The organism is Streptomyces sp. NPDC059906, assembly GCF_042730645.1.
Lineage (GTDB): Bacteria > Actinomycetota > Actinomycetes > Streptomycetales > Streptomycetaceae > Streptomyces > Streptomyces rubrogriseus.
In genome coordinates, this window is sequence record NZ_JBHWKU010000009.1 from 252,961 (window position 1) to 271,263 (window position 18,303).

Annotated in this window: 16 protein-coding genes and 1 rRNA gene; 4 read left to right on the forward strand and 13 right to left on the reverse strand. The window is 74.0% G+C overall.

Annotated elements, in window-relative coordinates; translation table 11 throughout:
• The first annotated feature begins 230 nt into the window (after positions 1–230).
• Complete coding sequence (locus ACFV9J_RS17150) at positions 231–2,033, forward strand: glycoside hydrolase family 15 protein (RefSeq protein WP_385354972.1); 1,803 nt, start codon at positions 231–233, stop codon at positions 2,031–2,033.
• Between the two features lie 122 nt (positions 2,034–2,155).
• On the opposite strand, the gene ACFV9J_RS17155 is transcribed toward ACFV9J_RS17150, so the two are convergent.
• Positions 2,156–3,109: an LLM class F420-dependent oxidoreductase gene (locus ACFV9J_RS17155; protein ID WP_385354918.1), complete on the reverse strand. Its 954-nt coding sequence runs from the start codon at positions 3,107–3,109 to the stop codon at positions 2,156–2,158.
• 90 nt (positions 3,110–3,199) lie between these two features.
• Here ACFV9J_RS17155 and ACFV9J_RS17160 point away from each other — a divergent pair, with 90 nt between their 5' ends.
• A complete protein-coding gene (locus ACFV9J_RS17160) occupies positions 3,200–4,846 on the forward strand; it encodes a PucR family transcriptional regulator (protein ID WP_385354920.1) in 1,647 nt (548 codons plus the stop codon).
• Between the two features lie 28 nt (positions 4,847–4,874).
• Here ACFV9J_RS17160 and ACFV9J_RS17165 read toward each other — a convergent pair whose 3' ends face one another.
• From ACFV9J_RS17165 to ACFV9J_RS17185, 5 genes are all read right to left on the reverse strand, one after another.
• Positions 4,875–6,023, reverse strand: a complete 1,149-nt coding sequence (locus tag ACFV9J_RS17165) for a glycosyltransferase family 4 protein (RefSeq protein ID WP_385354922.1) — start codon at positions 6,021–6,023, stop codon at positions 4,875–4,877.
• Between the two features lie 357 nt (positions 6,024–6,380).
• A complete protein-coding gene (gene recN, locus ACFV9J_RS17170) occupies positions 6,381–8,123 on the reverse strand; it encodes a DNA repair protein RecN (RefSeq protein WP_385354924.1) in 1,743 nt (580 codons plus the stop codon).
• A gap of 163 nt (positions 8,124–8,286) precedes the next feature.
• Positions 8,287–9,192 carry an NAD kinase gene (locus ACFV9J_RS17175; RefSeq protein ID WP_385354926.1) on the reverse strand — a complete coding sequence of 302 codons (906 nt, stop codon included), beginning with the start codon at positions 9,190–9,192 and terminating at the stop codon, positions 8,287–8,289.
• The gene (locus ACFV9J_RS17180; RefSeq protein ID WP_385354928.1) at positions 9,189–10,004 is read right to left on the reverse strand and encodes a hemolysin; all 816 of its coding nucleotides are present in this window, start codon (positions 10,002–10,004) and stop codon (positions 9,189–9,191) included. The genes ACFV9J_RS17175 and ACFV9J_RS17180 overlap by 4 nt, the downstream gene beginning before the upstream one ends.
• Before the next feature lie 7 nt (positions 10,005–10,011).
• Entirely contained in the window at positions 10,012–10,311 is a 300-nt protein-coding gene (locus tag ACFV9J_RS17185; RefSeq protein WP_385354930.1) for a hypothetical protein, read from the reverse strand.
• 42 nt (positions 10,312–10,353) lie between these two features.
• On the opposite strand from ACFV9J_RS17185, the gene ACFV9J_RS17190 reads away from it, so the two are divergent.
• Positions 10,354–10,701 (forward strand): sterol-binding protein, encoded by a 348-nt coding sequence (locus ACFV9J_RS17190; protein WP_385354932.1) that lies wholly within the window; start codon positions 10,354–10,356, stop codon positions 10,699–10,701.
• On the opposite strand, the gene ACFV9J_RS17195 is transcribed toward ACFV9J_RS17190, so the two are convergent.
• The 4 genes from ACFV9J_RS17195 to ACFV9J_RS17210 all read right to left on the reverse strand — a co-directional run bounded on the left by ACFV9J_RS17195 (position 10,685) and on the right by ACFV9J_RS17210 (position 14,867).
• On the reverse strand, positions 10,685–11,566 hold the full coding sequence (locus ACFV9J_RS17195) for an ABC transporter ATP-binding protein (protein ID WP_385354934.1): 882 nt from the start codon (positions 11,564–11,566) through the stop codon (positions 10,685–10,687). The two genes, ACFV9J_RS17190 and ACFV9J_RS17195, sit on opposite strands and share 17 nt — an antisense overlap.
• Positions 11,563–12,600, reverse strand: a complete 1,038-nt coding sequence (locus ACFV9J_RS17200) for a FecCD family ABC transporter permease (protein ID WP_385354974.1) — start codon at positions 12,598–12,600, stop codon at positions 11,563–11,565. Before ACFV9J_RS17200 ends, ACFV9J_RS17195 begins: the two co-directional genes overlap by 4 nt.
• A gap of 50 nt (positions 12,601–12,650) precedes the next feature.
• Positions 12,651–13,697: a FecCD family ABC transporter permease gene (locus ACFV9J_RS17205; RefSeq protein ID WP_385354936.1), complete on the reverse strand. Its 1,047-nt coding sequence runs from the start codon at positions 13,695–13,697 to the stop codon at positions 12,651–12,653.
• A 138-nt stretch (positions 13,698–13,835) separates the two neighbouring features.
• A complete protein-coding gene (locus tag ACFV9J_RS17210) occupies positions 13,836–14,867 on the reverse strand; it encodes an HAD hydrolase-like protein (RefSeq protein WP_385354938.1) in 1,032 nt (343 codons plus the stop codon).
• A 72-nt stretch (positions 14,868–14,939) separates the two neighbouring features.
• Here ACFV9J_RS17210 and ACFV9J_RS17215 point away from each other — a divergent pair, with 72 nt between their 5' ends.
• Positions 14,940–16,232: a DUF1015 domain-containing protein gene (locus ACFV9J_RS17215; protein ID WP_385354940.1), complete on the forward strand. Its 1,293-nt coding sequence runs from the start codon at positions 14,940–14,942 to the stop codon at positions 16,230–16,232.
• A 98-nt stretch (positions 16,233–16,330) separates the two neighbouring features.
• Here the strand turns inward: ACFV9J_RS17215 and ACFV9J_RS17220 are convergent, their stop codons facing one another.
• The 3 genes from ACFV9J_RS17220 to rrf all read right to left on the reverse strand — a co-directional run.
• Positions 16,331–17,068, reverse strand: coding sequence for a hypothetical protein (locus ACFV9J_RS17220; protein WP_385354976.1), 738 nt, complete (start codon positions 17,066–17,068; stop codon positions 16,331–16,333).
• Positions 16,960–18,117, reverse strand: a complete 1,158-nt coding sequence (locus ACFV9J_RS17225) for a hypothetical protein (RefSeq protein WP_385354978.1) — start codon at positions 18,115–18,117, stop codon at positions 16,960–16,962. The genes ACFV9J_RS17220 and ACFV9J_RS17225 overlap by 109 nt, the downstream gene beginning before the upstream one ends.
• A gap of 95 nt (positions 18,118–18,212) precedes the next feature.
• Positions 18,213–18,303 (reverse strand): 5S ribosomal RNA (gene rrf / locus ACFV9J_RS17230); the annotation flags it as partial.

Genomic DNA, 18,303 nt, shown 5'->3' on the forward strand with positions numbered 1-18,303 from the left:
AACAACGAGAGCTCGTCAGTTCGTTGAGCAACAATTGTCGTTCGGGGCACCACGTTTGGCCGCACGGCCGGACGGCTGCTTTGCTTCATGACTCAACGAGGCATGGCACGCGGGACACCCGTCCCCGACACACATTCCTGACCCACACCCCTGACCCCACCCTTGACCGCTGACCGCACTAGCGACCGCCCCCACTGCGGGGTGACGTGGCCGTTCGACTGGAGTTGCACGTGGCCGGGCGCATCGAAGACTACGCACTCATCGGAGACATGCAGACCGCTGCGCTGGTCTGCCGGGACGGCACAGTCGACTGGCTGTGCCTGCCCCGCTTCGACTCGCATGCCATCTTCGCCGGCCTGCTCGGCACCGGAGAGCACGGCTTCTGGCGGATGGGACCCGCGTACGCCCCCGGCGCCGAACCGCCCACCTCGGCCCGGCGGACCTACCGCGGCGACTCACTGATCCTGGAATCCGAGTGGGACACCCCGCGCGGCACCGTCAGAGTGACCGATTTCATGCCGCCGCGCGACGGCGCGCCGCAGCTGATCCGGATCGTGGAGGGCGTCTCCGGCCGGGTGCCGATGCGCTCGGAGCTGCGGATGCGGTTCAGCTACGGCCGGGTGGTCCCCTGGGTGCACAAGCACGAGGGCCGCACGGTGGCCGTCGCGGGCCCGGACTCCGTGTGGTTCGACACGGAGGCGGAGACCTACGGCAAGGCGCTGACCACGTACGCGGACTTCACGGTGGCGCCGGGCGACCGGATCGCGTTCACCATCTCGTGGGAGCCCTCGCACAAGGAGCCGCCGGCGCTGCCGGAGCCCGAGCAGTCGCTGGTGGCCACGGAGGACTTCTGGCGGGACTGGGTCGAGCACTGCACGTACCACGGCCCCTACCGGGAGGCGGTGGTCCGCTCCCTGATCACGCTGAAGGCCCTGACGTACGCCCCCACCGGCGGCATCGTCGCCGCGCCCACCACCTCCCTGCCGGAGGACATCGGCGGCGTCCGCAACTGGGACTACCGCTACACCTGGCTGCGCGACGCGGCGATCACCCTGTCCTCGCTGCTGCGCACCGGCTACCGCGAGGAGGCCCGCGCCTGGCGCGAGTGGCTGCTGCGCGCGGTCGCCGGCGACCCGGAGAACCTGCAGATCATGTACGGCATCGCCGGCGAGCGGGAGCTGGGCGAGGCGGAGCTGGACTGGCTGCCGGGCTACGAGAACTCGACCCCGGTCCGGGTCGGCAACGGCGCGGCCCACCAGCTCCAGCTGGACGTCTACGGCGAGGTGACCGAGGCCCTGCACCTGGGCCACATGACGGGCCTGGCCCGCAACGACTACGCCTCGGTGCTCCAGCTCAAGCTGATCCGCTACCTGGAGGACCACTGGAACGAGCCGGATGAGGGCATCTGGGAGGTGCGCGGCCCGCGCCGCCACTTCGTGCACTCCAAGGTGATGGCCTGGGTCGCCGTGGACCGCACCATCAAGCTGATCGAGTCCGGCGACGCGGACGGCCCGCTGGAGCGCTGGAAGCAGCTGCGCGACGACATCCACCGGGACGTGTGCGAGAAGGGCTACGACAAGGAACGCAACACCTTCACGCAGTCCTACGGCTCCCAGGCGCTGGACGCCTCCCTGCTGCTGATCCCGCAGATGGGCTTCCTGCCGCCGGACGACAAGCGGGTCATCGGCACCATCGAGGCCATCCAGCGTGAGCTGTCCACCTCGGACGGCTTCATCCTGCGCTATCCGACGGACGGCGAGGAGGAGGGCGTCGACGGTCTGCCGGGCGACGAGGGCGCCTTCCTGGCCTGCTCGTTCTGGATGGCCGACGACCTCGCGATGATCGGCCGGGTGGACGAGGCGCGCAAGCTCTTCGAGAAGCTGCTCTCCCTGCGCAACGACCTCGGCCTCCTCGCCGAGGAGTGGGACCCCCGCCTGCAGCGCCAGGTCGGCAACTTCCCGCAGGCCTTCAGCCACGTGCCGCTGATCGACACGGCCCTCCGGCTGACGGCGAGCGGCGCCTACGGCGGCTGACCGGGCACCGGCCCCGCGCTGCCGGGGGTCCGGTGCCGGGGGCCCGGTGCCGGGGGCCCGGTGCCGGGGGCCCGGTGCTGCCGGGTTCCCGGTGCTGCCGGTGGCAGGTGGCCGCGGTCCGTTCAGGGGGCCAGTGCCGTCAGGGTCCGTTCGCCGCCCGGGTCGCCCGCCGTCGCCGGTACCAGGGCCATCTCGTCCAGGCCCGCCTCGGCGTAGGCGTCCATCCGGGCCCGTACGGTGTCCGGGCCGCCGATCAGGCCCACGGTGGCCGCCGCCTCTTCCGGCAGCGCCCGCAGCAGGGTGTCCGCGTCGGCTCCCGTGCGGGCCAGCGCGACCGCCTCGCCGAAGCCGGCCTCCTCGAACATCTCGCGGTAGCCCGGCACCGTGAGATAGCCCACGACGCTGCGCATGACCTGGGTGAGGGAGGCGGGGTCGGGGTCGACGGCGGCGGGCACCCAGGCGGCCAGCGCCGGCGGGGTCCGCCCGGCCGCGTCGGCCGCGGCGAGCAGCTTGGCGCGCAGGGCGCGGACCTGCTCGGGCGAGACCACGTCGAGGAGCATGCGGTCGGCGTACCGGGCTGCGACGGAGATCGCGCGGTCGCCGAAGGCCGCCACGGTGAGCGGACCGCCCGGCGGCCGGTGGCGGCGCGGGAAGGCGCTGCCGGGCACGACGGGCTCGCCCGGCGCACCGTGGAGCAGCTCCCGCAGTGCCGCGGCGGTCGCCTCCAGTGCGGCCGCCGGACGTTCCCGGGCCCGGCCGTGCACGCCCTCGACCACCCGCTTGCTCGACGTGCCCAGCGCCACGCCGACCGGGCGGCCGGTGACCGCGGCCACCGAGGCGGCGCCCCGCGCGATGCCGTGCGGGTCGCGCACCGACACGGCGACCGGCCCGGCGGTGAGCGCGATCCGCCGCGTGCCCGCTCCGACGGCCACGGCGAGCACGAACGCGTCCCAGGTCGGCCCCTCCCCCAGCCACACCTCGCGGTATCCCAGCCGGTCTGCCTGCTGCGCCACCCGCAAGGGCTCGTCGAGGGGGCTGGTGTCCTCACGTGCGGCGGCCACGACGGTGATGTCCATGCCGGGTGCCCTACCCACCGGGCGCCCGCCGATCCGCCGAAGGCCGGGCGGATCTCCCCCGGGCGGGTCGCGCCGGGTAGCGTCCGGCCCATGGACAGCGGCACGAACAGCGGATTCGACACGCAGGGCGCCGGGATCACCGTGCGCCGGGCCCTGGAGCTGCCCGGGCTGCGCAGCGGTCTGCCGGAGATCCTCGCGGGCGCCGACCGCATGCAGCGCACGGTGCGCTGGGTGCACGCGGGTGAGGTGCCCAACATCGCCTCGCTGCTCAAGGGCGGCGAACTGCTGCTGACCACGGGGTACGGCCTCGGCACCCGTCCCGCCGAGCAGCGGGCGTTCGTGCGCACGCTGGCCGAGCGCGGCATCGCGGCGCTCGTCGTGGAGCTGGGCCCGCGCTTCACCCGGCTGCCCGCGGCGCTGGTCGACACCGCCCGCGCGGCCGGGCTGCCGCTGGTGCAGCTGCACCGCGAGGTGCCGTTCGTGGCGGTCACCGAGGAGATCCACACCGAGATCGTCAACGGCCACTACGCGCTGCTCCAGCGGGCCGAGGAGGTGCACCGCCGCTGCACCGAGGCGCTGCTGGGCGGCGGCGGAGTGCCCCAGGTCCTCGCCATCCTGGCCGACTTCGCCGGCAACCCCGTCTTCCTGGAGACCACCGACGGCCGCCTGCTGTACGCCGCCGGCGCCGGGCCCGAGGGGGCCGACCCCCTCCAGGTCTGGGAGGGGCTGCGGGACCCGCACAAGGACGCGCCGCCCCCGGCGGGCTCGGTCCTCGTGGACGTGCCCGGCGGCGGACCCGGCGCCGGGTCGGTGCGCGCCCGGCTCGTCCTGCTGCCGGTACGGTCCTCGCCCGCGCCGGTGCACCGGATGGCGGCGGAGCGGGCGGCGGGCATCCTCGCCGTGGTGCTGATGCAGGCGCGGCAGGAGGAGGAGCTGGCGGCGCGCGGGCGGGGCGGCTTCCTCACCGACCTCGCCGAGGGGCGGATCGCCGCCGAGGACGCCCCCGCGCAGGCCCGCGTCCTCGGCTTCAAGCCGGGCGCCGGTCCGCTGCTCCCGGTGGTGATGCGCCTCGGCGACGCCCTGTCCCCGGCGGGCGGCGGCTGGGCGGTGCTGGCCCGCGCGGTCGCCGAGGAGCTGGCGGCGGTGGGGGTGCCGGTCCTGCTGGGCGTACGGCCGGTGGAGGGCCGGGTCCCGCTGCTGCTGGGGCTGCGCTCGGAGTCGGAGCGGGCCGCGGTCGCCGACCGGGTCGCGGCGGCGCTGCGGGCGGGTGTGGAGCGGGCCGGGATACAGCGTCCCGGGGCGCAGCCCCCCGTCGTGGTCGTCGGGGTGTCCGGCGGCTGGGCGGCGGCCTCGGCGGGCCTGAGGCACGCGGCGGAGACGGCGACCGCGGCGCAGGGCCTGACCGACCGGCCCTGGTACGACGCGCGGCGCCTGGACATCGACCTGCTGCTGTGGCGGCTGCGCGACCATCCGGACCTCGCGGCGTTCGTGGACCGCGCGATCGGCCCGCTGCGGGACCACGACGACCGCTCCAGGCCGCCCCTGCTGCCCACCCTCCAGACGTACTTGGCCCATGCCGGCCGCAAGGCGGAGACGGCCCGCGAACTCCACCTCAACCGGCAGACCCTCTACAACCGGCTCGCCAGGATCGGGGAGTTGCTGGGCACGGACCTCGACGATCCGCAGACCGTACTGGCGTTGAGCCTGGCCCTGCGCGCCCGCCGGCACGTGCCGTAGGCGACGGAGCCAGGGCCGGGGCGGGTGCCTAGAGCAACGGCGTGGGCTGCGTCAACTCGTCGTAGATGCTCAGCACCTGGGCGACGGTCTCGTCCTCGGTCGGCCACGTGGCCGCCTGCCGCGCGCCCCGCTCGCGGAGTTCGTCCTGCCGCGCGGGGTCGGCGAGCAGGCCGACCACGGCGTCGGCGAGGGCCTCCGCGTCCCTGGGCGGGACGAGTTCGGCGGCGTCGCCGACCAGCTCGGGGATGCCGCCGACGGCACCGGCGACGAGTGGCACGCGCGCGTGGAGCGCTTCCTGGGCGAGGACCGAACGCCCCGGCTCCCGGCGGCTCGGCAGCAGCGCGAGGTCGGCCGCCGCCAGCAGGTCGGGCACGTCGGCGCGGCTGCCGACGAGCACCACCGGCAGCCCCTCGCCCTCGATCCGGCCCTGCAACTCGCCGCGCAGCGGCCCCTCCCCGGCGACCACGACCAGCGGCGCCGGGTCGAGGCGGCGCCACACGCGGGCGGCGTCGAGCAGCACGTCGTACCCGCGGTGCCGCTCCAGCGATCCGACCGCCACCAGCAACGGCCGGTCGATGGCGCCGAGTTCGGCCCGGACCTTGGGGCGCAGCAGGTCGGGGTCGTCGGGTCCGGCCGGCGGGCCCGACCGGGCGGGGAGGGCGACGGGGCCGAGGCGGGCGTCCCGGGCGCCCGTCCGGCGCGCACCGTCGACCAGTTCCGAGGTGGCGCCGAGCACGACGGTGGCGGCCTTCATGACCCGCCGCTCCAGCACGCGCAGCAGCTGGCCGCGGGCTCCCTCGGCGTGCGCCCGGTCGTGCCAGGTGACGACGAGCGGAGTGCGCACGCGCCGTCCGCCGAGGGCCAGGGCGGCCCGGAAGGAGGCGTGCAGCCCGTGCGCGTGCACCAGGTCGGCTTCGGCGCACACCGTCCGCAGCGCGGCCACCGAGACGGGATCGCTGCTGCGCGGCACGTGCACGTGGTCGGCCCCGGCGCCGGTGAAGTCGTAGGTGCACTCCGCATCCGAGGGGGCGCACACCGTCACCTTCACGCCCCGTGCGACGAGCCCCGCGGCCAGTGAGCGCACGTGCGCGCTGCTGCCGGCGTTGCCGCCGCCCAGCACCTGCACGGTGCGCAGCGGCGACTGGCCGTGCGGTGAGTGGCTGCTCACGGGGGTCACCTGGCCGGGGCTCCTGGTTCGGCGGGAGACGGTCACGAAAGACGTGGGGACGGTCACGAAGAACGTACAGAAGGATGGTGCGGACGGGGTGCGCCGGGCGGTTTCCCGTGCGCCGCTCCGTCAAGGATGCCAGGCCGCACGGGTGTTCCGGGAACGACGACCGCCACGACCGGACGACCGGCGGGACAACGACACAGAACCATCTCACCCGTACGAGTGAACGTCACGCCGTCGCACCGGCCACCCGGGGCGTACGTCCGGGAGACCGCCGAAGTACGCCCGCCCGGCCCCCGGAGTCCCGACCCGGGCGGCCAGGGCGGCCAGGGCCGCCCGGAGTGCCCGGAGTGCCCGGAGTGCCTACCGGTCGGCCCGGGCCGTCTCCAGCAGTTCCTCCGCGTGGGCGCGGGCCGTCTCCGAGTCCTCCTGGCCGGCGAGCATCCGGGAGAGTTCCCGGACGCGTTCCTCGCCCTCCAGGACCTTCACGCCGGAGCGGGTCACCGAGCCGTCGTTCGTCTTCTCCACCAGCAGCTGCCGGTCGGCGAACGCGGCCACCTGCGGCAGGTGCGTGACGACCACGACCTGCGCGCTCCTGGCCAGCCGCGCCAGCCGCCGCCCGATCTCCACCGCCGCCTTGCCGCCGACCCCGGCGTCGACCTCGTCGAACAGGTAGGTCGGCACGGGATCGGTGCCCGCGAAGACGACCTCCACGGCCAGCATCACGCGCGACAGCTCACCGCCGGACGCGCCCTTGGCGATCGGCCGCGGCGGCGCGCCGGGGTGCGGGGCCAGCAGCAGCTCCACCTCGTCCGCGCCCGACGGCCCGTACGCGACCGTACGCCCGCCGATCTCGACGCCCTCCGGGTCCTCGGTCTGCCGGATCGCGAAGGACACGCGCGCGTGGGGCATGGCGAGCGACGCCAGCTCGGCGGTCACCGCGGCGGCGAACCGCTCGGCGGCCTCGCTCCGCGCGTCGGTCAGCGCCTGGGCGAGTCCGCCCAGTTCCGCCCGCAGCGCGTCCCGCTCGGCGGTCAGCTCGCCGATCCGCTCGTCGTCGCCGTCCAGCTCGGTCAGCCGCGCGGCGCTCTGCTCGGCCCAGCTCAGCACGGCCGCGATGTCCTCGCCGTACTTCCGCGTCAGCGCGGTCAGCGCGGCCCGGCGCTCCTCGACCGCCGCCAGCCGCAGCGGGTCGGCGTCCAGGTCGTCGGCGTACCCGGCGAGTTCCCCGGCCACGTCGCGCAGCAGGATGCCGACCTCGCCGATCCGCTCGGCGAGCGCGGCCAGCGCCGGGTCGTGGGACCGTACGGCGTCCAGGGCCCGCTGCGCGCCCGCGACGAGCGTGGCGCCGTCCACGCCCTCGGGATCCTCCGGGTTGCCCGCCAGGGCGGCGTGGGCGACCGTGGCGGCCGACGCGAGCGCCTCGGCGTGTCCCAGCCGCTCCGCCTCCTCCGCCAGCTCCACGTCCTCACCGGCGCGCGGCTCGACCGCGGCGATCTCGTCGAGGCCGTAGCGCAGCAGATCGGCCTCCTGGGCGCGCTCACGCGCGCGCGTGGTGATCTCCTCCAGCTCACGGGCGACGGCCCGCAGCCGGCGGTAGGCCTCCGCGTACTTGGCGAGCGGCCCGGCGACCGCGTCGCCCGCGTACCGGTCCAGGGCCTGGCGCTGCCGGTTCAGCTTCAGCAGCCCCTGCTGGTCGGTCTGCCCGTGCACGGCGACCAGCTCGTCGGCCAGCTCGGCGAGCATCCCCACCGGCACCGACCGCCCGCCCAGGTGCGCGCGCGATCTTCCCTCGGCGGACACGGTACGGCTGATCAGCAGCGCCCCGTCGTCCAGCTCGGCCCCGGCCTCCTCGGCCCGGACGGCGGCCGCGGCGTCGCCGGGCACGGCGATGCGCCCCTCGACGACCGCGTTCTTCGCCCCGATCCGCACGAGCGCCGCGTCGGCGCGCCCGCCCAGGAGCAGCCCCAGGCTGGTGACCACCATGGTCTTGCCGGCACCCGTCTCACCGGTGACAGCGGTGAACCCGGGCGACAGCTCGACCACGGCGTCATCGATGACTCCGAGCGACCGTATCCGCATCTCCTCAAGCACGGACACGACCATACGAGGTCGAGGGCAGGGAGCGCACACAGGCCGCCCTTGTCACGCCGGGCAAGCGCATGCCGCCAGGGGCGCGGGACTGTGTCAATAGCGGCTGCGCCGCGGGGCGCGACCAGCCACAACCCACCCGCAGCCCGCGACGCACCCGACCACCCCATCGAGTCCGCTAGTGCGGCGCCCCGCGCCATCCGGACACCGGCAACGCGAACTTCGCGACCAACCGGTCCGTGAACGACGCATGGTGCAACCGAGCCAACCGCACCGGCACCGCCCCCCGCCGCACCTCCACCCGCGCCCCCGGCGGCAGCTCCACCGTCCGCCGCCCGTCGCACCACAACACCCCCGGCGGGACATGCGGCAGCACCTCCACCGCGAGCACCGAGTCCGGCGAGGTCACCAGCGGCTTCGCGAACAGCGCGTGGGCGCTGATCGGCACCATCAGCAGCGCCTCCACCTCGGGCCACACCACAGGCCCCCCGGCCGAGAAGGCGTACGCCGTCGACCCGGTCGGCGTGGACAGCACGATGCCGTCGCAGCCGAACCCGGTCACCGGCCGGCCGTCGATCTCCAGCACGACTTCCAGCAGCTTCTCGGCGCCCGCCTTCTGCACGGCGGCCTCGTTCAGCGCCCAGTCGGTGTGCACGATGTCGCCGTTGCGGTGCACGACGACGTCGACGGTCATCCGCTCCTCGACCTCGTAGGCCCGGTTCACCACCCGGTCGACGACCTTGTCGAGGTCGTCCCGCTCGGCCTCCGCGAGGAAGCCGACCCGGCCGAGGTTGACGCCGAGCATCGGCACGCCCGAGGCGCGGGCGAACTCGGCGCCGCGCAGCAGCGTGCCGTCGCCGCCCAGCACGATCAGCAGCTCGCACCCGTCCAGGCACTGCGGGGTGGCCTCGCCGACCAGCTCCACCTCACCCGGCAGCGGCAGGTCGCGCGCCTCGGCCTCCAGGACCCGTACGCCGATCCCGGCCCGCAGCAGCCCCTTGACCACCAGCTCCGCGCTGCGGACGGCAGCGGGGCGCCCGGTGTGGGCGAGCAGGAAAACAGTACGCGCTCGGTTCTGTGTCAACGCGGCCCCTCCGCCACTGCACGGTCAACGTCGGCCGGGTCCAGTTCACCGGCCCCGGCCCGCAGCCACAGAAAGTACTCGACGTTCCCGGAGGGACCCGGCAGCGGACTGGCGGTGACCCCCTTCACCCCGAGCCCCAGCTCCCAGGCCTTCCGCGCGACTCCCCGCACGGCCTCGGCCCGCAACTGCGCGCTGCGTACCACTCCCCCGCTGCCCAGCCGCTCCTTCCCCACCTCGAACTGCGGCTTCACCATCATCACCAGGTCGGCGCCCGGCCGGGTGCACCGCACCAGGGCCGGCAGCACCAGTCCGAGCGGGATGAAGGACAGATCCCCCACGACAAGGTCCACGGGCTCCCCATCGATCGCCTCCGGCGTCAACTCGCGTACGTTCGTACGGTCCTTGACGGTGACGCGTTCATCCTGCCGGAGACTCCACGCGAGTTGTCCGTACCCGACGTCCACGGCGACGACGTGCGCGGCGCCCGCCCGCAGCAGTACGTCGGTGAAGCCGCCGGTGGAGGCGCCCGCGTCCAGGGCCCGCCGCCCCTCGACGACGAGGCCCTGCGGCACGAAGGCGGCGAGGGCCCCGGCCAGCTTGTGGCCGCCGCGCGAGACGTAGTCGGGGTCGTTGTCGTCGTCGGTCACGACGATCGCGGCGGCGGTCTCGACCTGCGTGGCGGGTTTGGTCGCGACGGTCTTGCCGACGGTGACCCGCCCGGCGGCGATCAGCTGGCTGGCGTGCTCGCGCGAGCGCGCCAGCTTGCGGCGCACCAGCTCCGCGTCGAGACGGCGGCGTGCGACTCCTGCCACGTTCGGTTCAGCTCCTGCGGTCGTACGGTGATGGCGGCGACGGGGGCACCGGTGGTCCCTGGGGTCCCGGGCGGGCGTCGAGCGCGGTGAGCGCGTCGCGCAGCCCCCGGTGTACATCCTCGTACACCTCGACGTGGCCGTCGGTGGCGAGGTGGTCGGCGTCGGCCAGCCGCGCCAGCCGGGCGTCGACCTCGGCGTTCCCCGTGGGGTCGCGCGGGACGTCCAGCGGTGCGGGGGCGGCCGGCTCGTCCCCGGGGCCGGTGTCCGCCCCGGGCTCCGACTCCGGCTCCGGTACTGCGTCGCTCATGCCCCGACGCTACCGCGTGGCGCTGGGGTACGGTCGGTCCCGATGGCGACGACTGAGGAGTGCCGTGCCGCACTCGACAAGCTCTCGGACAGCATGCGGGGCGCCGAAGGGGACGTGCGGTCGGCCACGGAGCTGGACCGCTCGGTGAGCTGCCACATCACCGACCTGGACGTCACCTTCGCCGGACGCATGGCGGACGGCCACATCGACGTGCGCGAGACCCTGGAGGGACCGCCGCGCGAGCGGGCCGAGATCAGGCTGGCGATGACCGGCGACGACCTGGTGGCCCTGGTGGCGGGCGAACTGAACTTCGCCAGGGCCTGGGGATCGGGCCGGGTGAAGCTGGAGGCGGGCCTGCGCGACCTGTTCCGGCTCAGGAAGCTCCTGTAGCGACTGCCTTCTCCAGCTTGGTGCGCCCCTTGCGAGCGGCCGGCACCACCAGCGGCGTACCCGTCTCGGGATCGTCGATGACCTGGCAGCGCAGCCCGAAGACCCGCTCGACCAGGTCGGCGGTGACGATGTCCTTCGGCGCGCCCTCGGCGATGATCTGCCCGTCGCGCAGGGCGATGAGGTGGGTGGCGTAGCGGGCGGCGTGGTTGAGGTCGTGCAGCACGGCGACGAGGGTGCGGCCCTGCTCCTCGTGGAGTTCCGCGCACAGGTCGAGGACGTCGATCTGGTGCTGGATGTCCAGGTACGTCGTCGGCTCGTCGAGGAGCAGCAACGGGGTCTGCTGGGCGAGCGCCATGGCGATCCACACACGCTGGCGCTGTCCGCCGGAGAGTTCGTCGACGTAGCGGTCGGCCAGCTCCGAGATGCCGGTCTGGGCCATCGACTCCTGGACGACCCGCTCGTCCTCGGTCGACCACTGGCGCAGGATCCCCTGGTGGGGGTAGCGGCCGCGGCCGACGAGGTCGCCGACGGTGATGCCGTCGGGCGCGATGGACGACTGCGGCAGCAGGCCGAGGGTCCGGGCGACCTGCTTGGCGGGCATCGACTGGATGACCGACCCGTCGAGCAGCACCCGGCCCTGGCTCGGCTTGAGCATCCGTGACAGGGCGCGCAGCAGGGTGGACTTGCCGCACGCGTTCGGGCCGACGATCACGGTGAAGGAGTTGTCGGGTATCTCCACCGACAGCTTCTCCGCGATGACCCGCTGGTCGTAGGCGAGGGTGACGTTCTCGGCGGTCAGACGGTTCACGTTGCTGTTGCTCCTTCGGTTGTTCGGCCCGCTGCGGTGACCGGTGCCGGTGCTCATATCCGGCCCGCCTTGCGCTCGGTGACCAGCAGCCACAGCAGGTAGACGCCGCCGAGCACGCCGGTGACGACGCCCACGGGCAGTTGCTCGGCGCCGAAGACCCGCTGCGAGATCCAGTCGGCGCCGACCAGCAGGGCGGCGCCCATGCACAGGGACGGAAGCAGGTTGGGGCCGGGCGAGCGGGTCAGGCGCCGGGCGAGCTGCGGCGCGGTGAGCGCCACGAAGCCGACGGGTCCCGCGGCGGCGGCGGCCGCGGCGGTGAGCAGTACGGCGGCCACCATCAGCAGCGCCCGCACCCGCTCGACGCGTACCCCGAGGGCGTACGAGACGTCGTCGCCCATCTCCATCATCCGCAGCGCCCGTCCGTTGGTGAGCACGAGCGGCACGAGCACGGCGCACAGCGCCAGCAGGGGCCAGACCTGGTCCCAGTCGCGGCCGTTGAGGGAACCGGTCATCCAGACGACGGCGCGCGAGGCGTCGACGATGTCGGCCCGGGTCATCAGGTAGCCGTTGACCGCCGTGACGATCGCGGACACGCCGATACCGACCAGGACCAGCCGGTATCCGTGCACACCCCGCTTCCAGGCGAGCAGATAGATGGCGAGACCGGTCACCAGGCCGCCGACGAGCGCACCGACGGTGACCTGGGCCGAACTGCCGGAGAACAGGACGATCATGATGAGCGCACCGGCCGTCGCCCCCTGCCCGAGGCCCAGGACGTCCGGACTGCCGAGCGGGTTGCGGGAGATGGCCTGGAAGAGCGCGCCGCCGACGCCGAGCGCCGCGCCGACCAGCAGTCCGACCAGGACCCGCGGCAGCCGCAGCTCGTTGACGATGAACTCCTGCCCGGCGTTGCCCTGGCCGACCAGGGTCTTCAGCACGTCGGCGGCCGGTATGTCGAAGTCGCCGGTGCCGATCAGCAGCACGCTCGCGGCGAGCGCGAGGAGCAGCAGCAGCGCGACGACGACCACGGCCCGCACGTCGAGGCGGAGGGACAGCCCGCCCGGGGTGCGGACGGCACGGTTGCTCTTCACGGTCTTCGCCGTCTTCTCGTTCTTCGCCGTCTTCTCGTTCTTCGCGGTCTTCACAGCTGGGCCGTCCTCCGCCGTCGTACGAGAAAGATGAAGACCGGCCCGCCGAGGACGGCGGTGACGATGCCGACCTGGAGTTCCGAGGGCCGTGCGACGATCCGGCCGAGGACGTCCGCGCCGAGCAGCAGCACCGGGGACAGGATCGCCGCGTACGGCAGGATCCAGCGCATGTCGGGTCCGGTGAAGGAGCGGACGATGTGCGGGATCATCAGCCCGACGAAGACGATCGGCCCGCAGGCGGCGGTCGCGGCCCCGCACAGCACGGTCGCGGCGAGCATGGACAGCGCCCGGGTGCGGTTCAGGTTGGCGCCGAGGGCCTTGGCGGTGTCGTCGCCCATCTCCATGGCGTTGAGCGGCCGGGCGAGCGCGAGGGCGAGGACCGTGCCCACCACGAAGAAGGGCAGCACTTCCTTGATGGTCCCGGTCGTCGCCGAGGCGAGCGAACCGACCGTCCAGAAGCGCATCCTGCCCAGCGCCGCGTCGTCCATGATCATCACGGCCTGGAGGTAGCCGAAGAGGGCGGCGCTGATCGCGGTGCCGGCCAGTACGAGCCGCACCGGCGTGGCCCCCCGGCTGCCGCCCAGGAACCAGACCAGCGCGCCGACCCCCGCCGCACCGGCGAAGGCGAACCAGACGTACCCGGTCAGCGAGGTGACGCCGAAGAAGGTGATGCCCGTGACCACGGCCGCCGAGGCGCCCGCGTTGATGCCGAGCAGTCCGGGATCGGCCAGCGGATTGCGGGTCAACGCCTGCAGCACGGCTCCCGCGAGGCCGAGGGCGGCGCCGGCCAGCAGACCGAGGACGGTGCGCGACAGCCGCTCGCCGACCACGACGTCGCCGTAGGTGCCCGAGTCGTGGAAGAGGCCGTGCCAGACCTCCGCCAGGGACAGGTCCTTCGCACCGATCGCGATACTCGCCAACACGATGGACACCAGGACCGCCACGGCGACGGGCAGCCCCGCGGCACGCAGGACACGGCGCTTGGAGGGCGGCGCGGGAGCGGTCTCCGCGCGCTGTTCGGGGGGACTGTCGACCAACACGCAGTTAGGTTAGCCTACCCTGCCAATCGATCACGATCCCCGAGCCGCCCCGGGGCCGCGGGCCCGGCCCGCCCCGGGACGCCCGGGCCGGTGAACGGCATGAACGGGGGCCGACAGGCGCCTTCCCCGTACGCCGTCTCACAACCCCAATCGTGCCAGCGCCTTCCCCGAGTCCAGCCCGCACCCCTGCTCTCCGCCCGCCGTCCAGGCCGCCGCGCACAGGACGCGCAGCCCGTCCGGCGCCGCGCCGTCGCCGTCCAGCTCCAGCCGCTCCCCGCCGGCCGTCGCCGTCCAGCCTCCGCAGCGGAAGCCTCCCTCCGCGTCACCGGTGACCTCCGGCTGTCCGGTGAGCAGCCCGCGCAGATCGGCGTCGACGTACGTCGGCCGGTGCTGCGGCGGCGCTGCCAGCAACTGCGCCCCGTCGGTCACACCGGTCAGGACGAGCAGCGAGTCGACCTCCCCGTTGAACGCCCCCTCGATGTCGGTGTCCAGCCGGTCGCCCACCACCAACGGGCGCCGGGCGCCGGTCCGCAGGATCGTCTCCCGGTGCATGGGGGGCAAGGGCTTGCCCGCGACCTGCGGCTCGGCGCCGGTCGCGATCCGCACGACCTCCACCGCCGCGCCGTTGCCCGGGGCGATCCCGCGAGCGCCCGGGATGGTCAGGTCGGTGTTGGAGGCGTACCACGGCACGCCCCGCGCGATCGCGTAGCAGGCCTCGGCGAACCGCCCCCACGGCAGCTCCGGCCCGCCGAACCCCTGCACCACGGCCGCCGGATCGTCCTCGGCCGACTCCACGGGCTCGAGACCCCGCTCCCGCAGCGCCACGCGCAGCCCTTCACCGCCGATCACCAGCACCCGCGCCCCCGGCGCCAACTGCTCGGCGATCAGCCGGGCCACCGCCTGCGCCGACGTGATGACGTCCTCGGCCCCCGTCGGTATGCCCAGCTCGGTCAGGTGCGCGGCCACCGCGCCGGGGGTCCGGAGCGCGTTGTTGGTGACGTAGGCCAGGCGCATCCCGCCGTCGCGGGCCGCGGCGAGGGACTCGACGGCGTGAGCGATCGCGTTCCCCCCGGCGTACACCACGCCGTCCAGGTCGAGCAGCGCCGTGTCGTACGCCTCACTCAGGTCCGGGCCACTGCCCGCGGGCCTCGTCCTGACGCTCCGGCTCATTGCGCATCGCTCCTCGTTCGTCGCCTTTCCCCCGATCATCCCCCATGGCACTGACACACGTACGATGCCGGGATGAACTCTGCAGGTCACCCGGAAGCAACGGCGCGCCGGGGCCTGGAACTCACCCCGTTCCGAGGCCTCCGCTACGACCCCGACCGGGTCGGCAGCCTGGCCGCCGTGACCTCCCCTCCGTACGACGTCGTGGTCCGCCCCGACGGCCTGCTCCACCTCGAGTCCGCCGACCCGCACAACATCGTCCGGCTGATCCTGCCCCAGGCCGCCACACCCGAGGCGCGCAACGAGCAGGCCGCCCGCACACTGCGGCGCTGGACGGCGGAGGGCGTCCTGACCACCGACCCCGAACCGGGTCTGTACGTCTACGAACAACGCGACCGCGAAGGGATGCTGCAGCGCGGCATCATCGGCGCCCTGCGCGTGTCGGACCCCGCCGAGCGGGTGGTCCTGCCGCACGAGGACGTCATGCCGCACGTCGTCGCCGACCGCGCGGCACTCATGCGGGCCACCCGGGCGAATCTCGAGCCCCTGCTGCTGACCTACCGGGGCGACGACGGGACGCCGGTCACCACCGCCCTCGTGGAACGCACGGCCGAGCAGCCGCCGCTTCTCTCCACGACCACGGAGGACGGCTTCTGCCACCGTCTGTGGTCGGTCACCGACCCGGACACCGTGGCCCGCGTCCGGGCCGAGCTGTCCCGGCACCAGGCCCTCATCGCCGACGGCCACCACCGCTGGGCCACCTACCGCACCCTCCGCGCGGAGCACCCTTCGCCCAGCCCGTGGGACCACGGCCTGGTCCTCCTGGTCGACACGGCCCGCTACCCGCTCCGCGTCCGCGCCATCCACCGGCTGCTGCACGGCGTCCCGGTGCACGCAGCCGTGGCGGCCCTCGCCGGACACTTCCGCGTCCGCCGACTCGGCGCGTCCCTGGACGAGTCACTGGAAACCCTGGCGAAGGCGGCCGACACGGGCAACGCCTTCCTCCTCGCCGGCGACGGCGCCTTCCACCTCGTCGACCTGCCCGAGCCCGGGCTGCTGGCCCGCACGGTCCCCACCGACCGGCCCGAGGCCTGGCGCACGCTGGACGCCACCGTCCTGCACGCCACGCTCCTCGCCCATATCTGGCACGTTCCGGACGACTCGGCGTCCCACATCTCCTACATCCACGACACGGCGGCCACCGTCGAGAAGGCCGAGCGCGACGGCGGTACGGCAGTGCTGATGCACCCGGTCCGCGAGGAGGTCGTCCGCGAACTGGCCCGGCAGGGCGTCACGATGCCCCGCAAGTCGACGTCCTTCGGCCCGAAACCGGCCTCGGGCCTGGTTCTGCGCCCACTCGACGCCTGAGACGGCCTGGCGACACGCCGAGGGGGGGCGGGCCCGTGAACCGGTCCCGCCCCCCCTCGACTCGCCCTCAGGCGTCAGACCATCAGACCATCAGGCCGTCAATCCTTGTCGCCGTCCCCGGCGGAAGGGCTCTGCTCGTCGCTCTCGGACTCACCCTCGTCCAGGGCGTCCATGAACTCCACGCCGTCCAGCTCGGCAAGCCGGTCGGAGGCGTCCGTGCTGCCGTCCCGGTCCGACTCCACGGCCTTCGCGAACCACTCCCGCGCCTCCTGCTCCCGGCCGGCGGCCAGCAGCGCGTCGGCGTAGGCGTACCGCAGCCGCGCGGTCCACGGCTGGACGGAGTTGGAGGCGAGCTCGGGGCTCTGCAGCGTCACGATGGCCGCGTCCAGCTGCCCCATGTCACGCCGGGCACCGGCCGCCACCAGGCGCATCTCGACCTGACCGGCCTTGTCCAGCTTGTGCACCTCGGGGGCGCCGGCCATGTCCAGCGCCTTCTCCGGCCGGCCGAGCCCGCGCTCGCAGTCGGCCATCACCGGCCACAGCTCGACGGAGCCGGTCATCCGCCGAGCGGCCCGGAACTCCGCCAGCGCCTCGGCGTACTTCTGGTTGGCGTACGCGGCGAACCCTGCCGCCTCCCGTACGGCGGCGACGCGGGACGCCAGGCGCAGGGCGACCCTGGAGTAGCCGTACGCGGCCTCCGGGTCCTCGTCGAGCAGCCGCGCGACCATCACCAGGTTCCTGGCGACGTCCTCCGCAAGCGTCTTGGGCAGGCTCTGCAGCTCCTGCCGCACGTCCTTGTCGATCTCGTCGCCCGTGACCTCCTCGGGGATCGGCAGCCGCTTGATCGGCTCCCGGTCCCGGTCACGGTCGCGCTCCTCGCGGAAACGGCCACCGCCGCCCTGCCGGTCGTCACGGCCCCGGTAGCCGCCGGGCCGCCCTCCACGGTCGTCACGACGGGGCCCACGGCCTCCGCGGTCGTCGCGCCCGCGGAACCCACCGCGGTCACCACCCCGGCCGTCGTCGCGCCGGTCGTCACGCCGGCCGAATCCGCCGCGCTCACCACGGTTGTCGTCCCGACGGAAGCCGCCACGGTCGTCCCGACGGTCGTCACGCCGGTCGCCACGCCGGAAGGCAGGACGGTCGTCACGCCGGTCGTCACGCCGGAAGGCAGGACGATCATCACGGCGGTCGTCACGCCGGTCATCCCTGCGGTACGAGGGACGGTCACCGCGGTCACCACGCTCTCCGCGGTCGTCGCGACGGTACGAGGGACGGTCGCCCCGGTCCCCACGCTCACCGCGGTCGTCGCGGCGGAAGGACGGACGGTCACCACCCCGGTCATCCCGACGGAAACCCCGGTCGCCACCACGGTCCCGGTCGTCCCGACGGCCGTACCCGCCACCACGGTTGTCCTCGCGACGACCGTCGCGGCGGTCATCACGGCGGTCGTCCCGCCGGTCGTCCCGACGGAAGCCACCGCGCTGCCCACCGCGGTCGTCGCGCCGATCGTCGCGGCGGCCGTCACGGCGGTCGTCACGGCGATCATCTCGACGGAAGGCGGGACGGTCACCACGCTCTCCGCGGTCGTCGCGGCGGAAGGGCGGACGGTCACCACCCCGGTCATCCCGACGGAAACCCCGGTCGCCACCACGATCGCGATCGTCCCGACGCGGCCCGCGGTCTCGGTCGTCGCGGCGGAAGCCACCACGCTGTCCGCCACGGTCGTCGCCCCGGCGGTCGTCTCGACGGAACCCGCCACGGTCCCCGCGCTGATCCCTGCGGTCACCGCGGTCACCACTGTCCCGTCGGCGCTGGTCGCGCTCCGGTCGGTCGTCGGGAGAGTTGGTGGACATGGGTGACTCCTGTCTTCGGTACCGCAAGTCATTCTCGCGCAGCCGGGTACCCGGCGCGCCCTGGAAAAACGAAAGGACCCCTGGTCCCCAGCTGAACGCTGGGGACCAGGGGTCCTTTCCAAAGATTGTTCGGCGGCGTCCTACTCTCCCACAGGGTCCCCCCTGCAGTACCATCGGCGCTGTAAGGCTTAGCTTCCGGGTTCGAAATGTAACCGGGC